General features: G+C 62.8%; 17 protein-coding genes and 1 other RNA gene. 1 reads left to right on the forward strand and 17 read right to left on the reverse strand.

The window, feature by feature from the left end; all coding sequences use genetic code 11:
* The first annotated feature begins 304 nt into the window (after positions 1–304).
* Entirely contained in the window at positions 305–760 is a 456-nt protein-coding gene (locus ACEWE8_RS09910; protein WP_046784857.1) for a DUF721 domain-containing protein, read from the forward strand.
* A 75-nt stretch (positions 761–835) separates the two neighbouring features.
* On the opposite strand, the gene lpxC is transcribed toward ACEWE8_RS09910, so the two are convergent.
* The 17 genes from lpxC to rnpB all read right to left on the reverse strand — a co-directional run bounded on the left by lpxC (position 836) and on the right by rnpB (position 19,319).
* Positions 836–1,747 carry a UDP-3-O-acyl-N-acetylglucosamine deacetylase gene (lpxC, locus tag ACEWE8_RS09915; RefSeq protein ID WP_039603495.1) on the reverse strand — a complete coding sequence of 304 codons (912 nt, stop codon included), beginning with the start codon at positions 1,745–1,747 and terminating at the stop codon, positions 836–838.
* Between the two features lie 112 nt (positions 1,748–1,859).
* Positions 1,860–3,056, reverse strand: coding sequence for a cell division protein FtsZ (gene ftsZ, locus ACEWE8_RS09920; RefSeq protein ID WP_003251871.1), 1,197 nt, complete (start codon positions 3,054–3,056; stop codon positions 1,860–1,862).
* A 55-nt stretch (positions 3,057–3,111) separates the two neighbouring features.
* Positions 3,112–4,368: a cell division protein FtsA gene (gene ftsA, locus ACEWE8_RS09925; protein WP_012312872.1), complete on the reverse strand. Its 1,257-nt coding sequence runs from the start codon at positions 4,366–4,368 to the stop codon at positions 3,112–3,114.
* Between the two features lie 14 nt (positions 4,369–4,382).
* Positions 4,383–5,252: a cell division protein FtsQ/DivIB gene (locus ACEWE8_RS09930; protein ID WP_046784856.1), complete on the reverse strand. Its 870-nt coding sequence runs from the start codon at positions 5,250–5,252 to the stop codon at positions 4,383–4,385.
* Between the two features lie 6 nt (positions 5,253–5,258).
* Complete coding sequence (locus tag ACEWE8_RS09935) at positions 5,259–6,215, reverse strand: D-alanine--D-alanine ligase (protein ID WP_046784855.1); 957 nt, start codon at positions 6,213–6,215, stop codon at positions 5,259–5,261.
* Positions 6,212–7,660 (reverse strand): UDP-N-acetylmuramate--L-alanine ligase, encoded by a 1,449-nt coding sequence (gene murC / locus ACEWE8_RS09940; protein WP_046784854.1) that lies wholly within the window; start codon positions 7,658–7,660, stop codon positions 6,212–6,214. The genes ACEWE8_RS09935 and murC overlap by 4 nt, the downstream gene beginning before the upstream one ends.
* Positions 7,653–8,732 carry an undecaprenyldiphospho-muramoylpentapeptide beta-N-acetylglucosaminyltransferase gene (murG, locus tag ACEWE8_RS09945; RefSeq protein ID WP_046784853.1) on the reverse strand — a complete coding sequence of 360 codons (1,080 nt, stop codon included), beginning with the start codon at positions 8,730–8,732 and terminating at the stop codon, positions 7,653–7,655. The genes murC and murG overlap by 8 nt, the downstream gene beginning before the upstream one ends.
* Positions 8,722–9,936 (reverse strand): putative lipid II flippase FtsW, encoded by a 1,215-nt coding sequence (ftsW, locus tag ACEWE8_RS09950; RefSeq protein ID WP_046784852.1) that lies wholly within the window; start codon positions 9,934–9,936, stop codon positions 8,722–8,724. The genes murG and ftsW overlap by 11 nt, the downstream gene beginning before the upstream one ends.
* Entirely contained in the window at positions 9,933–11,279 is a 1,347-nt protein-coding gene (murD, locus tag ACEWE8_RS09955; protein ID WP_046784851.1) for a UDP-N-acetylmuramoyl-L-alanine--D-glutamate ligase, read from the reverse strand. Before murD ends, ftsW begins: the two co-directional genes overlap by 4 nt.
* A 6-nt stretch (positions 11,280–11,285) precedes the next feature.
* Entirely contained in the window at positions 11,286–12,368 is a 1,083-nt protein-coding gene (gene mraY / locus ACEWE8_RS09960) for a phospho-N-acetylmuramoyl-pentapeptide-transferase (protein ID WP_012312865.1), read from the reverse strand.
* On the reverse strand, positions 12,368–13,735 hold the full coding sequence (gene murF / locus ACEWE8_RS09965) for a UDP-N-acetylmuramoyl-tripeptide--D-alanyl-D-alanine ligase (protein WP_046784850.1): 1,368 nt from the start codon (positions 13,733–13,735) through the stop codon (positions 12,368–12,370). The genes mraY and murF overlap by 1 nt, the downstream gene beginning before the upstream one ends.
* Positions 13,728–15,218 carry a UDP-N-acetylmuramoyl-L-alanyl-D-glutamate--2,6-diaminopimelate ligase gene (murE, locus tag ACEWE8_RS09970; RefSeq protein WP_182445246.1) on the reverse strand — a complete coding sequence of 497 codons (1,491 nt, stop codon included), beginning with the start codon at positions 15,216–15,218 and terminating at the stop codon, positions 13,728–13,730. The genes murF and murE overlap by 8 nt, the downstream gene beginning before the upstream one ends.
* A complete protein-coding gene (locus ACEWE8_RS09975) occupies positions 15,215–16,948 on the reverse strand; it encodes a penicillin-binding protein 2 (RefSeq protein ID WP_161872110.1) in 1,734 nt (577 codons plus the stop codon). Before ACEWE8_RS09975 ends, murE begins: the two co-directional genes overlap by 4 nt.
* A complete protein-coding gene (gene ftsL, locus ACEWE8_RS09980; RefSeq protein WP_012312861.1) occupies positions 16,948–17,241 on the reverse strand; it encodes a cell division protein FtsL in 294 nt (97 codons plus the stop codon). The genes ACEWE8_RS09975 and ftsL overlap by 1 nt, the downstream gene beginning before the upstream one ends.
* Positions 17,238–18,185 (reverse strand): 16S rRNA (cytosine(1402)-N(4))-methyltransferase RsmH, encoded by a 948-nt coding sequence (rsmH, locus tag ACEWE8_RS09985; protein ID WP_012312860.1) that lies wholly within the window; start codon positions 18,183–18,185, stop codon positions 17,238–17,240. The genes ftsL and rsmH overlap by 4 nt, the downstream gene beginning before the upstream one ends.
* Positions 18,182–18,637, reverse strand: a complete 456-nt coding sequence (gene mraZ / locus ACEWE8_RS09990) for a division/cell wall cluster transcriptional repressor MraZ (protein ID WP_011535546.1) — start codon at positions 18,635–18,637, stop codon at positions 18,182–18,184. The genes rsmH and mraZ overlap by 4 nt, the downstream gene beginning before the upstream one ends.
* A gap of 308 nt (positions 18,638–18,945) precedes the next feature.
* An RNA gene (rnpB, locus tag ACEWE8_RS09995) (RNase P RNA component class A) lies at positions 18,946–19,319 on the reverse strand.
* Between the last annotated feature and the right edge of the window lies 1 nt (position 19,320).

Raw genomic sequence — 19,320 nt, forward strand, 5'->3', positions numbered from 1 at the left:
GGATCTTCCACACGTAGGGATGGAGGGCGGCCCCATGAGTCGCCCGTGCAGCCCTTGGGCCGCATGCGAACGAGCATTCTACCCGGAAACGATGGTGAGGAAAGTGGTGGATTTCCACGATGCTGGCACAGCGCTTTGGCGGGGGCGTTTCTAAGATAAGGGCATTTTCGCTGAGTTCAACCCGGAGCATCATGAAACGTATCGAGAATGACTCGTATGCTGTCTGTGTGCGATGGCGCTGGCGCCGTCAGTGGGGCCGACAGAGGTGTTAGACTGCCAATCTTGTAACCTGATGCGACCCCCCATGGCCCACAAACCCTCCCCCGCCCAGCCCCCTTCGGCACTGCTGCGCCAGGTGCGCCCGCTGCGCCTGTTGCTGAACCAGGCCGAACGCCTGGCGCACCTGCAGCGCCTGCTGGAAAGCCAGTTGCAACCGGCAGCCCGCGAGCACTGCCACGTGGCTTCGTGGCGCGACGGCACGCTGCTGCTGGTGGTCACGGACGGGCACTGGGCCACCCGCCTGCGCTATCAGCAGAAGCGCCTGATGCGTCAGCTGCAGGCGCTGGAAGCGTTCGGCAACCTTCAGCGCATCCTTTACAAGGTGCAGCCGCCGCTGGTTCCGGCCAAGCGCGGCGGTAACATGACCGAGCTGTCGACCAATGCCGCCGAAGGCATTCGGGGTTCCGCCGAAGGCATCACCGACCCCAAACTGCGTGAAGCACTGGAACGCCTGGCCAGTCACGCCAAGGGCAAGGGTTGAGTCAGCAGGCCTGAGCACAACCCATAAAAAAGGCCACCCGAAGGTGGCCTTAATCACTAGAGAGAGTGTTCGAACTTACACGGCCGCAACAGGGCGCATATAAGAGATCGGTGCCGTACTGGCATCTTCGAAAGTGACCACTTCCCAGGCATCGGTTTCATTGATCAGCTTGCGCAGCAGCTGGTTGTTCAGCGCGTGCCCGGACTTGTAGCCCTTGAACTCGCCAATCAGGCTGTTGCCCAGCAGGTAAAGGTCGCCGATGGCGTCGAGGATCTTGTGCTTGACGAACTCGTCTTCGGAGCGAAGGCCGTCTTCGTTAAGGACACCGGTCTCATCGACAACGATGGCGTTCTCGACACTGCCACCCAGCGCAAGGTTGTGCTTGCGCAGGTACTCGATGTCACGCATGAAGCCGAAAGTACGGGCGCGGCTGACTTCCTTGACGAACGAAGTGCTGGAGAAGTCGACGACGGCGCTCTGGGTCTGGCCCTTGAGGACCGGGTGATCGAAGTCGATCTCGAAGCTCACCTTGAAGCCTTCGAAAGGCAGGAAGGTAGCGCGCTTGTCGCCCTCCTCCACTGTCACTTCACGCAGGATGCGGATGAACTTCTTGGCTGCGTCCTGCTCTTCCAGGCCGGCAGACTGAATCAGGAATACGAAGGGACCGGCGCTGCCATCCATGATCGGAACTTCCGAGGCGGAGAGCTCGACGTAGGCGTTATCGATGCCCAACCCCGCCATGGCGGAAAGCAGGTGCTCGACGGTATCGACCTTGACGTCACCGTTGACCAGCGTGGTGGACATGGTGGTCTCACCGACGTTGGCCGCACGTGCCGGGATCTCGACCACAGGGTCGAGGTCGGCGCGACGGAAGACGATGCCGGTATCGACAGGCGCAGGCTTGAGGGTCAGATAGACCTTCTCCCCGGAGTGCAGGCCGACGCCTGTGGCACGGATGGTATTCTTCAGGGTGCGTTGTCTAATCATGGCATTGGCCGCTTCAGCGCAAATTGCGAACAGGTATCAACAAAGGCTGAGGATGATAACAGACCCGGCCTTTGCTGAACACCAATCACCCTTATACCCCTGATAAATTCCATTAATCGGCCTGACGACGCAGGAAGGCCGGGATATCCAGGTAGTCCAAGTCATCCTGAGGGTTGAGTTTAGCTGCTGCGGCAGCGCCTGCGTGGGCCTGGTTGCGCATCACGGTCGGACGCTCCAGGTCACGGTAGTTGACCGCTGGCTGCTCCTGACGAACAGGGGCCGGGTTGGAGGCCTCGTACGCCTGCTGGGCAGTCTGCAGTGTGTTGTCGACCACCTTGACCGGCTTCTCGATACGCGCGCCCAGGCCAGTGGCCACCACGGTCACGTGCAACTCATCGCGCATGTCCGGGTCGATCACGGTGCCCACCTTGACCATCGCGTGGTCGGAGGCGAAGGCTTCGATGATGCTACCCACATCGGAGTACTCGCCCAGCGACAGGTCAGGGCCTGCGGTGATGTTCACCAGGATGCCGCGGGCGCCCTGCAGGTTGACGTCTTCGAGCAGCGGGTTGCGGATTGCCGCCTCGGTGGCTTCGCGAGCACGGTTCGGGCCGCTGGCGCAACCAGTACCCATCATCGCCATGCCCATCTCACCCATCACGGTGCGCACGTCGGCGAAGTCGACGTTGATCATGCCGGGGCGCTTGATGATGTCGGAAATACCGCGAACGGCACCGGCCAGTACATCGTCAGCCTTGGCAAAGGCGGACAGCAGGCTGGCATCCTTGCCCAGGATGGTCAGCAGCTTCTCGTTGGGAATGGTGATCAGCGAGTCGACGCTCTCGGCCAGCATGCGGATGCCTTCATCGGCGATCTGCATACGTTTGCGACCTTCGAACGGGAACGGACGGGTCACCACGGCAACCGTGAGAATGCCCATTTCCTTCGCCACTTCGGCGATGATCGGCGCTGCACCGGTACCGGTACCGCCGCCCATGCCGGTGGTGATGAACACCATGTTGGTGCCCTGCAGCACCTCGGCGATGCGCTCACGGTCTTCCAGAGCAGCCTGACGGCCGACTTCCGGATTGGCACCGGCACCAAGGCCTTTGGTGACCCCGGTACCCAGTTGCAGGATGGTGCGCGCGCCGATGTTTTTCAGCGCCTGAGCATCGGTGTTGGCGCAGATGAACTCGACGCCTTCGATGCTGCTTTTCACCATGTGGTTGACGGCGTTGCCGCCGCCACCGCCGACACCGATCACTTTGATGACCGGGCTTTGCGGGACGTTGTCTACGAGCTCGAACATTTTCCCTCTCCTTTCAGTTCTCTAGTTGTCGCGCCTACCACTACTGCTTTGAAACTTAGAAGTTGCCCTGAACCCACCGCTTGAAGCGCTCAAGCACTGGGGCCTTCGGTTCATCGCCATAGCTGTTGCTGCTGCTGTTACCGGTCAGGGGCAAGTCTTCGGACTGCTTCTGCAGGCCGTAAGCGAGCAAGCCCACGCCGGTGGAATAGATCGGGTTGCGCACCACGTCGCTCAGCCCCCGAACGCTGTGCGGTACGCCCAGGCGTACCGGCATGTGGAAGATTTCTTCGGCCAGTTCCACGGCGCCTTCCATCTTCGCGGTGCCGCCGGTGAGGACGATGCCGGCCGGCACCAGGTCCTCGTAACCGCTGCGGCGCAGCTCGGCCTGGATCAGCGTGAAAAGCTCGTCGTAACGGGGCTCTACCACCTCGGCCAGGGCCTGGCGCGACAGTTCGCGCGGTGGGCGGTCGCCCACGCTCGGCACCTTGATGGTCTCGCCGGCGCCGGCCAGTTTGGCCAAGGCGCAGGCGTAACGGATCTTGATTTCCTCGGCGTACTGGGTGGGTGTACGCAGGGCCATGGCGATGTCGTTGGTGACCTGGTCGCCGGCAATCGGGATGACCGCAGTGTGACGGATCGCGCCTTCGGTGAAGATGGCGATGTCGGTGGTGCCGCCGCCGATGTCCACCAGGCACACACCGAGCTCTTTCTCATCGTCGGTCAGCACCGAGTAGGCCGAGGCCAGTTGCTCGAGGATGATATCGTCGATTTCCAGGCCACAACGGCGCACGCATTTCTCGATGTTCTGCGCCGCGTTGACCGCGCAAGTGACCACGTGAACCTTGGCTTCCAGGCGCACGCCAGACATGCCCAGCGGCTCGCGCACACCTTCCTGGTTATCGATCACGTAGTCCTGCGGCAGGGTGTGCAGCACGCGCTGGTCAGCCGGAATGGCCACGGCCTGGGCAGCGTCAAGCACACGCTCGAGGTCGGCAAGGCTGACCTCGCGGTCGCGAATGGCGACGATGCCGTGGGAGTTCAGGCTGCGGATATGGTTGCCGGCCACGCCGACGAACGCCGAGTGGATGCGGCAGCCAGCCATCAGCTGCGCTTCTTCCACTGCGCGCTGGATCGACTGCACGGTGGACTCGATGTTCACCACCACGCCCTTCTTCAGGCCGCGGGAAGGGTGAGTACCGATCCCGACGATCTCCAGGGTACCGTCTTCGCCAACTTCACCCACCAGCGCCACCACCTTGGAGGTGCCAATGTCCAGCCCGACGATCATTTTGCCGCTATGCGCGTTTGCCATGGTCCTGCCTCTCTCTAATTCTTCGCAACGGCGGGTTGGGCCGTCGTCGGTGCGTTCGGTTCCCGCCAACCAACGGCAAGTCCGTTGGAATAACGCAGATCAATGCGGGCGATGTAGGTGATCTGCTCTTTGAGTGTCTTGTCGTAAATGGCAATGAAACGGCGCATCTTCTCCACCAGATGATCGCGCCCCAGCAGCAGCTCGACGCCCTGCCCGGTGCTGCCCGCACCGGTGGTCAGGAACCAGCTGCCACGCTCGCGCAGCTCCAGGCGAGCGATGGAAAAGCCCAAGGGGCGCAGCATCTGGCTCAAAACCTGATACTGCTGCATGACTTGCTGCTGGGCACGCTGCGGCCCGGCCAACTGTGGCAGATGCTCGTAGTTGGCCAGCTCGCGCGGGGTGAAGGCCTGGCCCTGGTTGTTGAGCAAGGCTTCCTCACCCCAGCGTGCCACCGGCAACTGTTCTTCCAGGCGAATCACCACCTCGTCCGGCCAAACCCGGCGTACTTCGGCGTGGGCGATCCATGGCATCTGCTCGAGCTCGGCTCGCATCGCCGTGAGGTCGACGCTGAAGAAACTCGCTGCCACGTATGGCGCGATCCGCTGCTGCACCGACTGCTGACTGATGTAACTGAGGTCGCCCTGCACGTCGATCTTGGTGATCGGCCGGTCGGCGTACGGCATCAGGCGAATGGCGCCCTCGTAGGCGCCAAAGCCTGCGGCCACCAGCAACACCGGCCACAGCAGGCGCTTGAGGCCGCCCAGGCTGGGCCGCGGCAGGCGCGCCGATACGGGCTCGTCGGCCACCAGTCGGCTGGCACCACGCGGCACCGGCTTGCTACGGCCGGTAACGGGTTGCTGCTGACGTATCATTGCGCCTTGCATGGTTTGTTAACCTCGCGTCGCTACGCTGTCGGCCAGGATCGCCAGCACCAGTTGCTGGAAGTCCAGACCGGCCGCGCGGGCCGCCATGGGCACCAGGCTATGATCAGTCATGCCCGGTGCGGTGTTTACTTCGAGCAGCCAGAACCGGCCCTGCTCGTCCTGCATCACGTCCAGACGGCCCCAGCCTTCGATGCCGATGGCATCGCAGGCGCGCGCGGTCAGGTCGATAAGCTCCTGCTCCTTGGCACTGTCCAGCCCGCACGGAATGCGGTACTGGGTGTCATTGGCGATGTACTTGGCGTCGTAGTCGTAGAACACGTGCGGAGTGCCCAGGGCGATCGGCGGCAGCACCTGGCCACGCAGAACGGCAATGGTGAACTCCGGGCCGTGAATCCATTGCTCGACCAGCACCTGAGAATCGTATTTGGCGGCGTCTTGCCAGGCAGCGACCAGTTCCTGCTCGCTGTTCACCTTGGCCATGCCGATGCTAGAGCCTTCATGGGCAGGTTTGACGATCAGCGGGAAGCCCAGTTCCGTACCGGCTACAACACAATCTTCTTCGCTGGCCAGCACAGCATGACGCGGGGTCGGAATGCCCAGGCTTTGCCATACCTGCTTGGTCCGCAGCTTGTCCATGGCCAGGGCCGAGGCGAGGATGCCACTGCCGGTGTAGGGAATGCCCAGGCACTCCAGCAGGCCTTGCATGCTGCCGTCCTCACCGCCGCGGCCGTGCAGGATGATGAAGGCACGGTCGATCTTCTCGCTTTGCAGGCGGGCCAGCAGGTCATCGCCCACGTCGATGGCGACCACGTCGACACCGGCGCTGCGCAGCGCCTCGATCACGGCAGCGCCCGACTTGAGCGAGACTTCACGCTCGGCGCTCTTGCCGCCGTACAGTACAGCGACACGGCCGAACGCGTTGACGTCCAGGGTTGAATGCAGCTTCTCGTAGGCGCTGGTCATTTCGACTTCTCCTGCTTGGCGCCAGCGAACAGCGGGCTTTTCATCAATTGCGGGGCCAGGCCACCGACATCGCCGGCACCCTGGCACAGCAGGATGTCACCGGCACGCAGCAGCGGCTTGACCAGCGGTGCCAGCTCGGCGCCGCGTTCGATGTAGATCGGGTCCAGCTTGCCGCGCTGGCGGATGCTGTGGCACAGCTGACGGCTGTCGGCACCGGGTATCGGCTCTTCACCGGCCGGGTACACCTCCATCAGCAGCAGCACGTTGGCATCGCCCAGCACCTGCACGAAATCGTCGTACAGGTCACGGGTGCGGCTGTAACGGTGTGGCTGGTAGACGATGACCAGGCGACGGCTTGGCCAGCCACCGCGTACAGCCTTGATCACCGCCGCCACTTCGGTCGGGTGGTGGCCGTAGTCGTCGACCAGCATCACGCTGCCGCCTTCAACCGGCAGTTCGCCGTACACCTGGAAGCGTCGACCGACACCCTGGAAGCCCGAAAGCCCCTGCACGATGGCTTCGTCGCTGATGCCTTCGTCGGTGGCGATGGCGATGGTGGCCAGGGCATTGAGCACGTTGTGGTTACCCGGCATGTTGACCGACACTTCCAGCGGCTCACGATCACGGCGCAGCACGGTGAAGTGGGTCTGCATGCCCTTCTGGCTGACGTTGATCGCGCGGATGTCGGCCTCTTCGCTGAAACCGTAGGTCACGGTCGGGCGCTTGACCTGCGGCAGGATCTCACGCACCACCGGGTCGTCCAGGCACATCACGGCCAGGCCGTAGAACGGCAGGTTGTGCAGGAACTCGACGAAGGTTTTCTTCAGTTTGTTGAAGTCACCCTCGTAGGTGGCCATGTGGTCGGCGTCGATGTTGGTGACCACAGCAACCATCGGCTGCAGGTGCAGGAAGCTGGCGTCGCTTTCGTCGGCTTCGGCGATCAGGTAACGGCTGGTTCCCAACTGCGCATTGGTGCCGGCAGCGGTCAGGCGGCCACCGATGACGAACGTCGGGTCCAGGCCACCGGCGGCAAATACCGAGGCCAGCAGGCTGGTGGTGGTGGTTTTGCCATGGGTACCGGCAACCGCCACACCATGGCGGTAGCGCATCAGCTCAGCGAGCATTTCGGCACGCGGCACCACGGGAATGCGCCGTTCAAGCGCAGTGGCGACTTCCGGGTTGGCCGGGTTGATGGCGCTGGACACCACCAGTACATCGGCATTGGCGGCGTTTTCGGCACGGTGGCCAACGAAGATCTCGGCACCGAACGACTCCAGGCGCTGGGTAACCGGCGACACCTTGAGGTCGGAGCCGGACACTTCATAGCCCAGGTTCAGCAGCACTTCGGCAATACCGCACATGCCCACGCCGCCGATACCGACGAAGTGGATACGATGAATACGGCCCATCTTCGGCTGGGGCATGGCTTTCTGGCTTTCAACCATGGGCCACCTCCAGGCAGATATCGACCACGGTGCTGGTTGCGGAAGGTTTGGCAAGGCCCCGTGCGGTGCGTGCCATGGTGTTGAGTTTCTCGGGTTGCATCAGCACCTCGTTCAGGCGTTCAGCGAGTTGCGCTGCGCCAGTTGTCGCTTGTGGCATGAGGAAGGCGGCGCCTTCCCGAGCCAGATATTGGGCGTTATGGGTCTGGTGGTCGTCGATGGCATGGGGCAAAGGCACCAGCATCGAAGGCAGGCCGGCCGCCGCGAGCTCGCTGACGGTCAGGGCACCGGCCCGGCACACCACCAGGTCGGCCCAGCCATAGGCGTGGGCCATGTCCTTGATGAACGGCTCTACCTGAGCCTCGACACCCGCCTCTTGATAACGCTCGGCGGTGATCGGCGCGTGGTGCTTGCCGGCCTGATGGAACACCTCGGGCCGCAGGTCAGCGGGCACCTCGGACAGGGCCTTAGGCAACAATTTGTTCAATGGTTCCGCACCCAGGCTGCCACCCATGACCAACAGGCGGGCACGGCGCTCGCCCAAGGGCGCACGCTGCGGATCCATGAACAGCTCAGGGCGCACCGGATTGCCGGTGGTACGCAGCTTTTCGCCAGCTTCAAACGTGCCTGGGAAAGCCTCGCAGACACGCGCCGACAACGGCACCAGCAGGCGATTGGCGGTACCGGCGCGGGCGTTCTGTTCGTGAATCACCAGCGGCACACCGCACAGACGCGCGGCGACGCCGCCAGGGCCGGTCACATAGCCACCGAAGCCGATCACGCAGACCGGCTTGAGCTGGCCAATGATACGCCGCGCCTGGAGCACGGCCTTGACCAGGGTAAACGGTGCCTTGAGCAGCGACAGCTTGCCCTTGCCACGCAAGCCGCTGACCTGGATCAGGTGCAGCGCCAGGCCGGCCTGGGGGACCAGCTCATTCTCGATGCCACGGGGGGTGCCCAGCCAGTGCACGGTATAGCCGCGCGCCTGGAACTCACGTGCGCAGGCTAGGGCCGGGAACACATGGCCTCCGGTGCCACCCGCCATGATCAGTACGTTTTTGCCGTCAGCGGCCATGACTGGTCTCCTCGGCAAAATCGCTTTCGCTGAATTCGTGTTCCTCGCTGCCCAGGTGCGTGCGGCTTTCCCATTCGATACGCAGCAACAAGCCGACGCAGGCACAGCAGATCACCAGGGAGCTGCCCCCGTAACTGAGGAAGGGCAAGGTCAGGCCCTTGGTCGGCAGCAAGCCGACGTTCACGCCAATGTTGATCAGGAACTGGCCAATCCACAGGAACGCCAGGCCAAATGCCATGTAGGCGGCAAAGTACTGCTTGGCCTTCTCGGCCCACAGGCCGATGTAGAGGGCGCGCACGGTCACGAATACGAACAGCGCGATGGTCACCAGCGAACCGACCACGCCCAACTCCTCGGCGAGTACCGAGAACACGAAGTCGGTGTGCGCTTCAGGCAGGTAGAACTGCTTTTGCACACTGTTGCCCAGCCCTACGCCCAGCCACTCGCCGCGGCCGAAGGCGATCAATGCCTGGGTCAACTGGTAACCAGAGCCGAACTGGTCGGACCAGGGGTCGGTAAAAGTGATCAGGCGCGCCATCCGGTAGGGCTGCGCCTGCACCAGCACGAACACTGCGACCACCGCCAGCACCACCATCAGGCTGAAGCGGAACAACCCTACGCCGCCGAGGAACAGCATGGCTGCGGCAGCGCCCATCATGACCACGGTGGCACCGAAGTCCGGCTCCATCAGCAGCAGGCCGGCCATCGGCAGCAGCACGATGAACGGTTTGAAAAAGCCCATCCAGCTTTCGCGCACTTCGGTCTGCCGACGTACCAGGTAGCCGGCGAGATAAATGACCACGAAGACCTTGGCGATCTCCGAAGGCTGGACGTTGAAGAAGCTGAAGCCGATCCAGCGCATCGAGCCGTTCACTTCCCGACCGATGCCAGGCACCAGCACCAGTACCAGCAGGCCAAAGGCGCCAACCAGCATCATGAAGCCCATGCGCTGCCACGTGGCGATCGGCACCAGCAGGGTCGCACCACAGGCGACCAGGCCAATGGCCACGTAAACCAGATGGCGGAACATGTGGTACAGCGGGTTGCCTGACTGTACTGCGGCCACCTCCGACGACGCCGAGGTGATCATCACCAGGCCCAGGCCGAGTAGCGCCAGGCAGCCGGCCAGGAAGGCGAAGTCGAGGTCGATGCCACGGCCGCTGATAAGCGGCGACGGGTACGGCTTGAGGATGCCGAAGATCATGCCAGCCCTCCCGCCGCCTGGGCGAACAGCCGCCCGCGTTCTTCAAAGTTCTTGAACATGTCGAGGCTGGCGCACGCCGGCGACAGCAACACGGCGTCACCCGGCAGAGCCAGCTCGGCGCATTGCTGCACGGCCTCGTCCAGCGTCTTGACCCGCACCAGCGGCACGGCATCACCTAGCACCTCGGCCAGGCGTTCGGCATCACGGCCGAGCAACACAACGGCGCGGCAAAAACGTGCCACCGGCTCACGCAGGGCGGCAAAATCGGCACCCTTGCCGTCGCCGCCGGCGATCAGCACCAGCTTGCCGTCGATATCCGCGCCCAGGCCTTCGATGGCGGCCAGGGCAGCACCGACGTTGGTCGCCTTGGAATCGTCGTACCAGCTCACACCGTTGCGCGCACGCACCCATTGGCAACGATGGGCCAGGCCGCCGAATTCGCGCAGGGCTTCGAGCATCGGCTCGAACGGCAGACCGGCGGCATGCCCGAGGGCCAGGGCCGCCAGGGCGTTGCTCTGGTTGTGGGCACCCCGAATTTTCAGGTCACGGACCGGCATCAGTGCCTGGAACTCGAAAGCCAGGTACTTCTCGCCCTCGACTTCACGCAAGCCGAAGGCCTTGAAGTCCGGCTGATTCAGGCCAAAGCTCCAGCACGGGCGATTTTCGACCGGCAACGGCCGGCTCAGGGCATCCTGGCGGTTCACCACCACTTGGCGGGCGCCACGGAATATCCGGTGCTTGGCCAGGTGATAGGCCGGCAGGCCGCTGTAGCGGTCCATGTGGTCTTCGCTGATATTCAGCACGGTGGCAACTTCGGCATTGAGCTGGTCGGTGGTTTCCAGCTGGAAGCTCGACAGCTCCATGACATACAGCTCGACATCATCACTGAGCAGGTCCAGGGCCGGTGTACCCAGGTTGCCGCCGACGGCCACGCGCTTGCCGGCCTTGGCGGCCATCTCGCCGACCAGGGTGGTTACCGTGCTTTTCGCATTGGAGCCACTGATCGCCACGATCGGCGCCTTGGCATGGCGGGCGAACAGTTCGATGTCACCGGACAGCTTCACGCCACGCGCAGCCGCCTGCTGCAGGGCCGGCGTGGCCAGTGCCAGGCCTGGGCTCACGTACAACTCGTTGGCGCGGCACAGGAAGTCCACGTCCAGTTCACCACAGCGTACTTCCACCTGCGGGTAATCACGGCGCAGGGTGTCCAGTTCCGGCGGTTGCTCGCGGGTGTCGGCGACCGCAAAGGCAATGCCCTGGTTCGCCAGGAAGCGAACCAGGGACATGCCGCTCTTGCCGAGGCCGACAACGATGCGGAATTGGTCGGAAGCGATCAGTGACACGCTCGTCTACCTCAGTTTCAGGGTTGCAAGGCCGATCAGCACCAGAATCACGGTGATGATCCAGAAACGGACAATCACCCGTGGTTCAGGCCAACCCTTGAGTTCAAAGTGGTGGTGGATCGGTGCCATGCGGAACACGCGCTTGCCGGTCAGCTTGAAGGAAGCCACCTGGATCACCACCGACAGGGTTTCCATCACGAAGATGCCGCCCATGATGAACAGCACGATTTCCTGGCGCACGATCACGGCGATGGTGCCCAGTGCAGCGCCCAGCGCCAGCGCGCCGACGTCACCCATGAACACCTGGGCCGGATAGGTGTTGAACCACAAAAAGCCCAGGCCGGCGCCGATCAGCGCGCCGCAGAACACGATGAGCTCACCTGAACCCGGCACATAAGGAATGAGCAAGTACTCAGCGAACTTCACGTTACCCGACAGGTAGCAGAAGATGCCCAGCGCACCGCCAACCATCACTGTCGGCATGATCGCCAGGCCATCAAGGCCATCGGTCAGGTTGACCGCATTGCTCGAGCCGACGATGACGAAGTAGGTGAGGACGACGAAGCCGATGCCCAGCGGGATGGTGACGTCCTTGAGGAACGGCACGATCAGGGTGGTTTCGACTGTGGTCGGGGCCGTCTGATACAGGAAGATCGCCGCCGTCAGGCCGAACACCGACTGCCAGAAGTACTTCCAGCGGCTAGGCAGGCCGCGCGAGTTCTTTTCGATCACCTTGCGGTAGTCGTCGACCCATCCGATGGCGCCGAACAGCAGCGTGACGATCAGTACCGTCCACACATAGCGGTTCGACAGGTCGGCCCACAGCAGGGTGCTGATGCCGATGGCGGACAGGATCAAGGCACCACCCATGGTTGGCGTGCCGGATTTGGACAAGTGCGATTGCGGGCCGTCATTACGGACGGCCTGACCGATCTGGCGGATCTGCAGGGTACGGATCATCCACGGGCCCAGCCACAGCGCCAGCGACAACGCGGTCAGTACGCCAAGGATCCCGCGCAGGGACAGGTACTGGAAGACCGCGAAGCCTTTGTGGAACTGTTGCAGATACTCAGCCAACAGCAGCAGCATTAATGTTTCTCCCCGCTGGCACCGCACAATGCAGCCACGACGTTTTCCATCGCAGCGCTGCGCGAGCCCTTGATCAAGATAGTGGTGTTGCTGGCAGTTTCGGCACGAACGGCCTCGATCAGCTCAGCTTGAGTTGCGAAATGACGGCCATTGGCGCCGAACGCCTTGACCGCATGTGTCATGTTGGTACCCACTGCATACAGGGCATCGACCTTACCGCGCGCGTAATCGCCCACCTGACGGTGGCCTTCTTCGGCCCACTGCCCCAGCTCGCCGATATCCCCCAGCACCAGAACGGTGCGACCGGAAAAGCCGGCGAGTATATCAATGGCCGCGCACATCGAGGTGGGATTTGCGTTGTAACTGTCATCGATCACGCGCACGCCATTCGGGGCGATTTGCGCCACGGTACGGCCCTTGACCGGCTGCATGGCGTTCAGGCCGGCGGCAATGCCGCTCAGGCTCAGACCAACGGCATGGGCGGCGGCGGCGGCGGCCAAGGCGTTGCTGACGTTATGCTCACCGAGCACATTGAGCTGCACGGCCACCGATGCGCCGGCGCCATGCAGTGTGAACGACGGGCAACCCCGCGCGTCGCGCCCGATGTCGGTGGCATGGAAGTCGGCGCGGGCGTCGCTGCGGGCAAAGCTGATGACCTTGTGCGCACCCGCACGCGCCTTCCAGATGGCAAAGGCCTTGTCGTCCAGGTTGAGGATGGCCGTGCCACCCTCGCCCAGCCCTTCGAGAATCTCGCCCTTGGCTTCAACGATCTTCTCTGGCCCGCCGAACTCGCCGACGTGGGCAGTACCTGCGTTGTTGATGATGACCACCTGTGGCTGGGTGAGGCCCACGGTGTAGCGGATCTCGCCAATGCGCGAAGCGCCCAGCTCAATGACGGCGGCGCTGTGCTGCGGGGCAATTTCCAGCAGGGTCAGCGGTGCACCCAGGTCGTTGTTCAGGTTGCCACGGGTGGCATGAACAGGGCCACGGGTACGCAGGATGCAGGCAAGCATCTCTTTGACCGTGGTCTTGCCGCTGGAGCCGGTGATCGCTACCACAGGTTTGTCGTAGCCGGCACGGTTCAGCGCACCAAGCTGGCCGAGGGCCAGACGACTGTCGGCAACCACCAGTTGCGGCAGGTCGACATCGGCCACTTCACGCTCCACCAGCGCTGCCACAGCCCCCTTGGCCTGCACATCGGCCAGGTAGTCGTGGCCATCGAAACGCGGCCCCGCCAGGGCGACGAACAACTGCCCGGCGCCGACGCTGCGGCTGTCGATGCTGACACCGCTGAAGCTGGCGTCTGCGCCGACCAGGCGAGCGCTCAGTGCTGCGGTCAGCTGGCTGAGTGTCATGGGCTCAAGCATGTGGAGCCTCCCAGGCTGCAAGTGCCTTTTCGGCTTCGACCAGGTCGGAGAAGTCATGGCGCTGGCCATTGATTTCCTGGTAATCCTCGTGCCCCTTGCCGGCCAGGACGATGACGTCCGAGGCGGCAGCAGAAGCGATCAGGTGTGCAATGGCCTCGCCACGGCCAGCGATGAACTCGACCTCGGCGGGCCGGGCAAAACCAGGGCGAATGTCGTTGAAGATGGCCTGCGGGTCTTCGGTACGGGGGTTATCGTCAGTGACCAGTACACGGTCAGCCAGGCGCTCGGCCACCTCGGCCATCAGCGGACGCTTGCCACGATCGCGATCGCCGCCACAACCGAACAGGCACAGCAACTGGCCGTGGGCGTGCGGGCGCAGGGCCTGGAGTACTTTTTCCAGGGCGTCAGGAGTGTGCGCGTAGTCGACCACAACCAGCGGCTTCTCACCACCGCCAAGGCGCTGCATGCGGCCCACCGGGCCCTGCAATTGCGGGGTGACCTTGAGGATTTCATCCAGCGAATAATCCAGAGCCATCAGAGTGGCCACGGCCGCGAGCATGTTGCTCAAGTTGAAGCGGCCCAGCAGCTGGCTGCGCAAGGTGCGCTCACCCTGGGCAGTGACGATGATGGCGCGTACGCCATCGTCGTCGAATTTGGCTTCACGGCAATACAAGGAAGCGTCGGAGTTTTCCAGGCTATAGCTGAGCAAACGGGTCTCGATATGATCGACACTCGGACGACGGGCAAAATCAGCCGCCAGGCGACGCCCGAATCCGTCATCCAGGTTGACCACCTGGCAACGCAGGCCAGGCCAGGCGAAAAGCTTGGCCTTCGCGGCCTCATAGGCCTCCATGCTGCCGTGATAGTCCAGATGATCACGGGACAGGTTGGTCATCACCGCGATATCGAATTCCAGCGCAGCAACACGACCCTGTTCCAGGGCGTGCGAGGATACTTCCATCGCCACAGCCTTGGCGCCGGCCTTTTTCAGATCATAAAGGGTCGACTGCACCGCAATCGGGTCTGGCGTGGTCAACCGACCGCTCTGCAACTCACCATGAAACCCGGTACCCAGGGTGCCGATCAGGCCGCACCGCTGGCCAAGTGCATCGAGCGCCTGGGCCACCAGCTGAGTGACGCTGGTCTTGCCGTTGGTGCCGGTAACCCCGACCAGGTTCAGCTGACGGCTCGGCTCGCCATAGAAGCGGCCGGCAATATCCGACAGCTGGGCGATCAGGCCTTTGACCGGGATCAGCGGCACATCGGTGATCGGTAGCACATGGGTGCCCTGCTGTTCGTAAGCGACTGCGGCGGCACCACGGGCCAGCGCGTCGCTGATATGGTCACGGCCATCGACCTTGGCCCCCGGCACGGCCAGGAACAGGTCACCTGCGCGCACAGCACGGCTGTCCAGGGTCAGCTCACGGATCAGCGGGTCGCGACTGGCGTGGGCGAAAAGCTTGCTCAATGGCATTGTCATCATCCACGCCCTCCCTTGGCGGGTACTGCATTGACTTGTTGCGGGTCGGCAGGCGGTGGCAGGTTGTCTGGCGGCACATTCATCAGCCGCAGGGTGCCCGACATGACGTTGCTGAACACCGGCGCCGATACCAGACCACCGAAATAACCGCCTTTCCTCGGCTCGTCGATGACCACGACAATGGCGTAACGCGGGTCGCTCATCGGGCCGAAGCCGGCGAACAGCGAGCGGTAGGCGTTTTCGGTGTAGCCCTTGGCGCCAACTGTGGCTTTACGTGCGGTACCGGACTTGCCGGCCACGTGATAGAACGGCACCTGGGCACGGAATACCCCGCGCGGCGCCTCGATCACTTGCTGCAACATGCCTTGCACGGTCTCGGCGGTGTCCTTTGGAATGGCCTGGACTGCCTCGGGCGCCTTGTCGACCTTGAGGATCGACAGCGGCACCATCTTGCCGTCGTTGGCCAGCGCCGCGTAGGCATGCACCAGCTGCAGGGCGGTAACCGAGACGCCGTAGCCATAGGACAAGGTCGCGGTTTCGGCCTTGCGCCACTCGCGATGGTTGGGCAGGTTGCCAACGCGCTCCCCCGGGAACCCAAGGCCGGTGTACTGGCCAAGGCCGACCTGGGACATGACCCGGTAGATGGCTTCGCCGCCGATATCGAAGGCGATCTTGCTCATGCCGACGTTACTGGAGTTGATCAGGATGCCGGTCAGGTCGAGGATCGGCCCCTCGCTCCTGGACACGTCCTTGATGGTGTAGCGGCCGATCTGCAAGCTGCCCGGGTACACCTCGACCTTGTCGGTGGGCTTCCAGCGCCCACTCTCCAATGCGGCGCTCATGGAGATCGGTTTGACCGTGGAGCCTGGCTCGAACACGTCAATGATCGCCCGGTTACGCATCGCCGCCGGGAACATGGTGCGACGGTTGTTCGGGTTGTAGGTCGGCTGGTTGACCATCGCCAGGACCTCACCGGTCTTGACATCCATGATCACCAGGCTGCCTGCCTTGGCGTCCTGTTCGGCGATTGCGTTACGCAGTTCGCGAGTGGCCAGGTATTGCAGGCGCAGGTCGATGGACAACGCCAAGGTCTTGCCGGCCTTGGCGTTCTTGGTTACCTGAATGTCCTTGATCAAGCGGCCGCGCCGGTCCTTGATCACTTGCCGCTTGCCGGGCACCCCGGCCAGCCATTCATCGTAGGCCAGTTCCACCCCTTCGCGGCCATGGTCATCCAGGTCGGTGAAACCGACCATGTGCGCGGTGACATCACCGGCGGGATAGAAGCGGCGGAATTCTTCAAGGCCGTATACACCCGGCACTTTCAGGTCGAGCACATGCTGCCCCTGCTCCGGGGTCAGGCCGCGGACCAGGTAGATGAATTCTTTGCTGGCCTGCTGGGTCAGGCGCTCGCTCAGCTGTTGGGCGTTTTGCCCCAGTGCTGCGGCCAGTTGCGGCCAGCGCTCCTTGGAGGCTTGCATTTCCTTGGGGTTGGCCCACAAGGTGGTGACAGGCGTACTGACGGCCAGAGGCTCACCATTGCGATCGGTAATCAGACCACGGTGTGCCGGAATAGGGATATGACGCAGGCTGCGGGCATCACCCTGGCCCTTGAGGAAGTCACGGTCGACCACCTGCAGGTCGATGATGCGCCAGCAGATGGCACCGACCATCAACGCCAGCAAGCCGATCACCACGCGGAAGCGCCAGGGGTAGAGCGCGCCTTCGAGCTTCATCATGGCGCCACCATCCGTACTTCGTCGGCGGCAGGCACGTGCATCTTCAGCTGCTCGGAAGCCAGGTTCTCGATGCGGCTGGCAGCGGTCCAGGTGCTTTGTTCGAGGATCAGCCGGCCCCACTCGGCCTGGGCCTTGTCGCGCTCATTCAACTCGCCGTACAGGGTGTTGAGCAACTGGCGATTCCAGTGGGCGCTGTACGATACGGCAATGGCCGAAACAAGCACGCCAACGAACAGCAGAAGCATCAGGAAGCTTCCGCCTGGCAAAGGTTTGGCGAATAGCCGGCTCACCGAAGCTTCTCCGCCACCCGCATCACGGCGCTGCGCGACCGCGGGTTGGCCTTGAGCTCGGCTTCGGAAGCAAACTGGGCCTTGCCGATCAGACGGATTTTCGGCTCGAAGACCTTGTGCTGAACCGGCAGGTTGCGCGGCAGGTTATCCGCTTCACCCTTGACCAGTTTGCGCATGAACAGCTTGACGATACGGTCTTCCAGCGAGTGGAAGCTGATCACCGCCAGGCGGCCGCCGACTTCCAGCGCATCGAGTGCGGCCTCAAGGCCGGCCTCAAGGTCGCCCAACTCGTTGTTGACGTGAATGCGCAGGCCCTGGAAGGCACGGGTAGCCGGATTTTTACCTTTTTCCCAGGCAGGGTTGGCGACCTTGAGCACTTCGGCCAGGTCCGCAGTACGCGTGAACGGCTGCTTTTCGCGGCGCTCTACCACGGCACGCGCCATGCGCCCGGCAAAACGCTCCTCGCCGTACTCTTTGAAAACGCGGGCAATTTCCTCAACCGGCGCGGTGGCGATGAACTCGGCAGCACTGATGCCCTGGTCGGGGTTCATGCGCATGTCCAGCGGGCCGTCATTGAGGAAACTGAAACCGCGCTCGGGGTCGTCCAGCTGGGGCGAGGACACGCCCAGATCAAGCAGGATACCGCTGACCTTGCCAGCCAGCCCGCGCTCGGCCACTTCCGCGCCCAGTTCGGCAAAACTGCGCTGCACAATGACAAAGCGGCCGTCTTCGGCCGCCAGCGCTTGCCCCGTGGCAATCGCTTGAGGATCTTTGTCGAAGCCCAGCAGCCGCCCTTGCGGCCCGAGCTTGCTGAGGATCAGACGGCTGTGCCCGCCGCGGCCGAAGGTGCCGTCGAGATAGCAACCGTCGGCGCGCAGGGCCAATGCCTCGACAGCTTCGTCGAGCAGGACGGTGATGTGGTTGAAGCCGCTATCTATGGTCACAGGATCAGGTCACGTAAATCGTCGGGCATGGCGCCCGGTTGTTGGATAGCTGCAAGGTCGGCTGCCGAAACTGCGTTCCAGGCATCCTCATCCCACAGCTGGAATTTGTTCAACTGCCCCACCAGCATCGCCTTCTTGTCCAGCTTGGCGTACTCCCGCAGGCGGGGCGGTACCAGGAAACGGCCACTGCCGTCGAGCTCCAGGTCCACCGCATTACCGATCAGCAAACGCTGCAGGCGGCGGTTTTCCTCACGCAACGACGGCAAGGCACGCAACTTGGCTTCAATCTGCTCCCACTCATCGAGGGGATAAACACACAAGCAGGGATCGACGGCGTCGATGGTCACGATCAACTGACCATTGCAACGCGAATCGAGCTCGTCACGGTACCGGCTCGGCATGGCGAGACGGCCCTTTGCATCGAGGCTGACGGCGTTGGCTCCGCGGAACACGGCTGCGATTCCCCACAATGGTAGCTTTTTTGTGCCAGAAAACCCACTTCATCCCACTTTCTGCCACTTGCGCACACTATAGGAATCCGTCCGCCGCACCGTCAAGGCGCGTTCATAGGGAAAACCCTTACAGGACCGAGATTTAGCTCAATAAAGGAAGAAGGAAGGAGTACTGGGGGCAAAAAAAATCGTGAAAAATCAAACCCGCTCAAACGGATACCGTTTGAACTTAAAGTAATTTATTAAGAGTAAGATCTTTTCGGTATTACAAACGCGCTCTGCTATCGATCGAGCAGAAGGGAGGAGAGGTGGAGAGTCGATCTGTAAGCCGGGTTTTGTCGAGGACAGTCATTCCTCTACGACGGCCATCACTGGACGCCTCTAGCAACCTACCCGGTTCCGACGCGGGCCACGCCTGATGGAACCCTATTTGGTCTTGCTCCGAGTGGGGTTTACCTAGCCACGAACTGTTGCCAGACGTGCGGTGCGCTCTTACCGCACCTTTTCACCCTTACCGGCACCGAAGTGCTTAGGCGGTTATTTTCTGTGGCACTTTCCGTAGGCTCGCGCCTCCCAGGCGTTACCTGGCACTCTGCCCTATGGAGCCCGGACTTTCCTCCCCCCGCCGTTACGCAACAAAAGTTGCGGAACAAAAGCAGGCAGCGACTGTCCGATCGACTCTC

Source organism: Pseudomonas sp. TR47 (genome assembly GCF_044143025.1).
Classification (GTDB): Bacteria; Pseudomonadota; Gammaproteobacteria; order Pseudomonadales; family Pseudomonadaceae; genus Aquipseudomonas; species Aquipseudomonas putida_E.

What these genes read in the sequence shown, in the direction of transcription:
- ACEWE8_RS09910 (WP_046784857.1), top strand. Translation starts at nt 305, where the DNA reads ATGGCCCACAAACCCTCCCCCGCCCAGCCCCCTTCGGCACTGCTGCGC.
- lpxC (WP_039603495.1), bottom strand. Translation starts at nt 1,747, where the DNA reads ATGATTAGACAACGCACCCTGAAGAATACCATCCGTGCCACAGGCGTC.
- ftsZ (WP_003251871.1), bottom strand. Translation starts at nt 3,056, where the DNA reads ATGTTCGAGCTCGTAGACAACGTCCCGCAAAGCCCGGTCATCAAAGTG.
- ftsA (WP_012312872.1), bottom strand. Translation starts at nt 4,368, where the DNA reads ATGGCAAACGCGCATAGCGGCAAAATGATCGTCGGGCTGGACATTGGC.
- ACEWE8_RS09930 (WP_046784856.1), bottom strand. Translation starts at nt 5,252, where the DNA reads ATGCAAGGCGCAATGATACGTCAGCAGCAACCCGTTACCGGCCGTAGC.
- ACEWE8_RS09935 (WP_046784855.1), bottom strand. Translation starts at nt 6,215, where the DNA reads ATGACCAGCGCCTACGAGAAGCTGCATTCAACCCTGGACGTCAACGCG.
- murC (WP_046784854.1), bottom strand. Translation starts at nt 7,660, where the DNA reads ATGGTTGAAAGCCAGAAAGCCATGCCCCAGCCGAAGATGGGCCGTATT.
- murG (WP_046784853.1), bottom strand. Translation starts at nt 8,732, where the DNA reads ATGGCCGCTGACGGCAAAAACGTACTGATCATGGCGGGTGGCACCGGA.
- ftsW (WP_046784852.1), bottom strand. Translation starts at nt 9,936, where the DNA reads ATGATCTTCGGCATCCTCAAGCCGTACCCGTCGCCGCTTATCAGCGGC.
- mraY (WP_012312865.1), bottom strand. Translation starts at nt 12,368, where the DNA reads ATGCTGCTGCTGTTGGCTGAGTATCTGCAACAGTTCCACAAAGGCTTC.
- murF (WP_046784850.1), bottom strand. Translation starts at nt 13,735, where the DNA reads ATGCTTGAGCCCATGACACTCAGCCAGCTGACCGCAGCACTGAGCGCT.
- murE (WP_182445246.1), bottom strand. Translation starts at nt 15,218, where the DNA reads ATGATGACAATGCCATTGAGCAAGCTTTTCGCCCACGCCAGTCGCGAC.
- ACEWE8_RS09975 (WP_161872110.1), bottom strand. Translation starts at nt 16,948, where the DNA reads ATGAAGCTCGAAGGCGCGCTCTACCCCTGGCGCTTCCGCGTGGTGATC.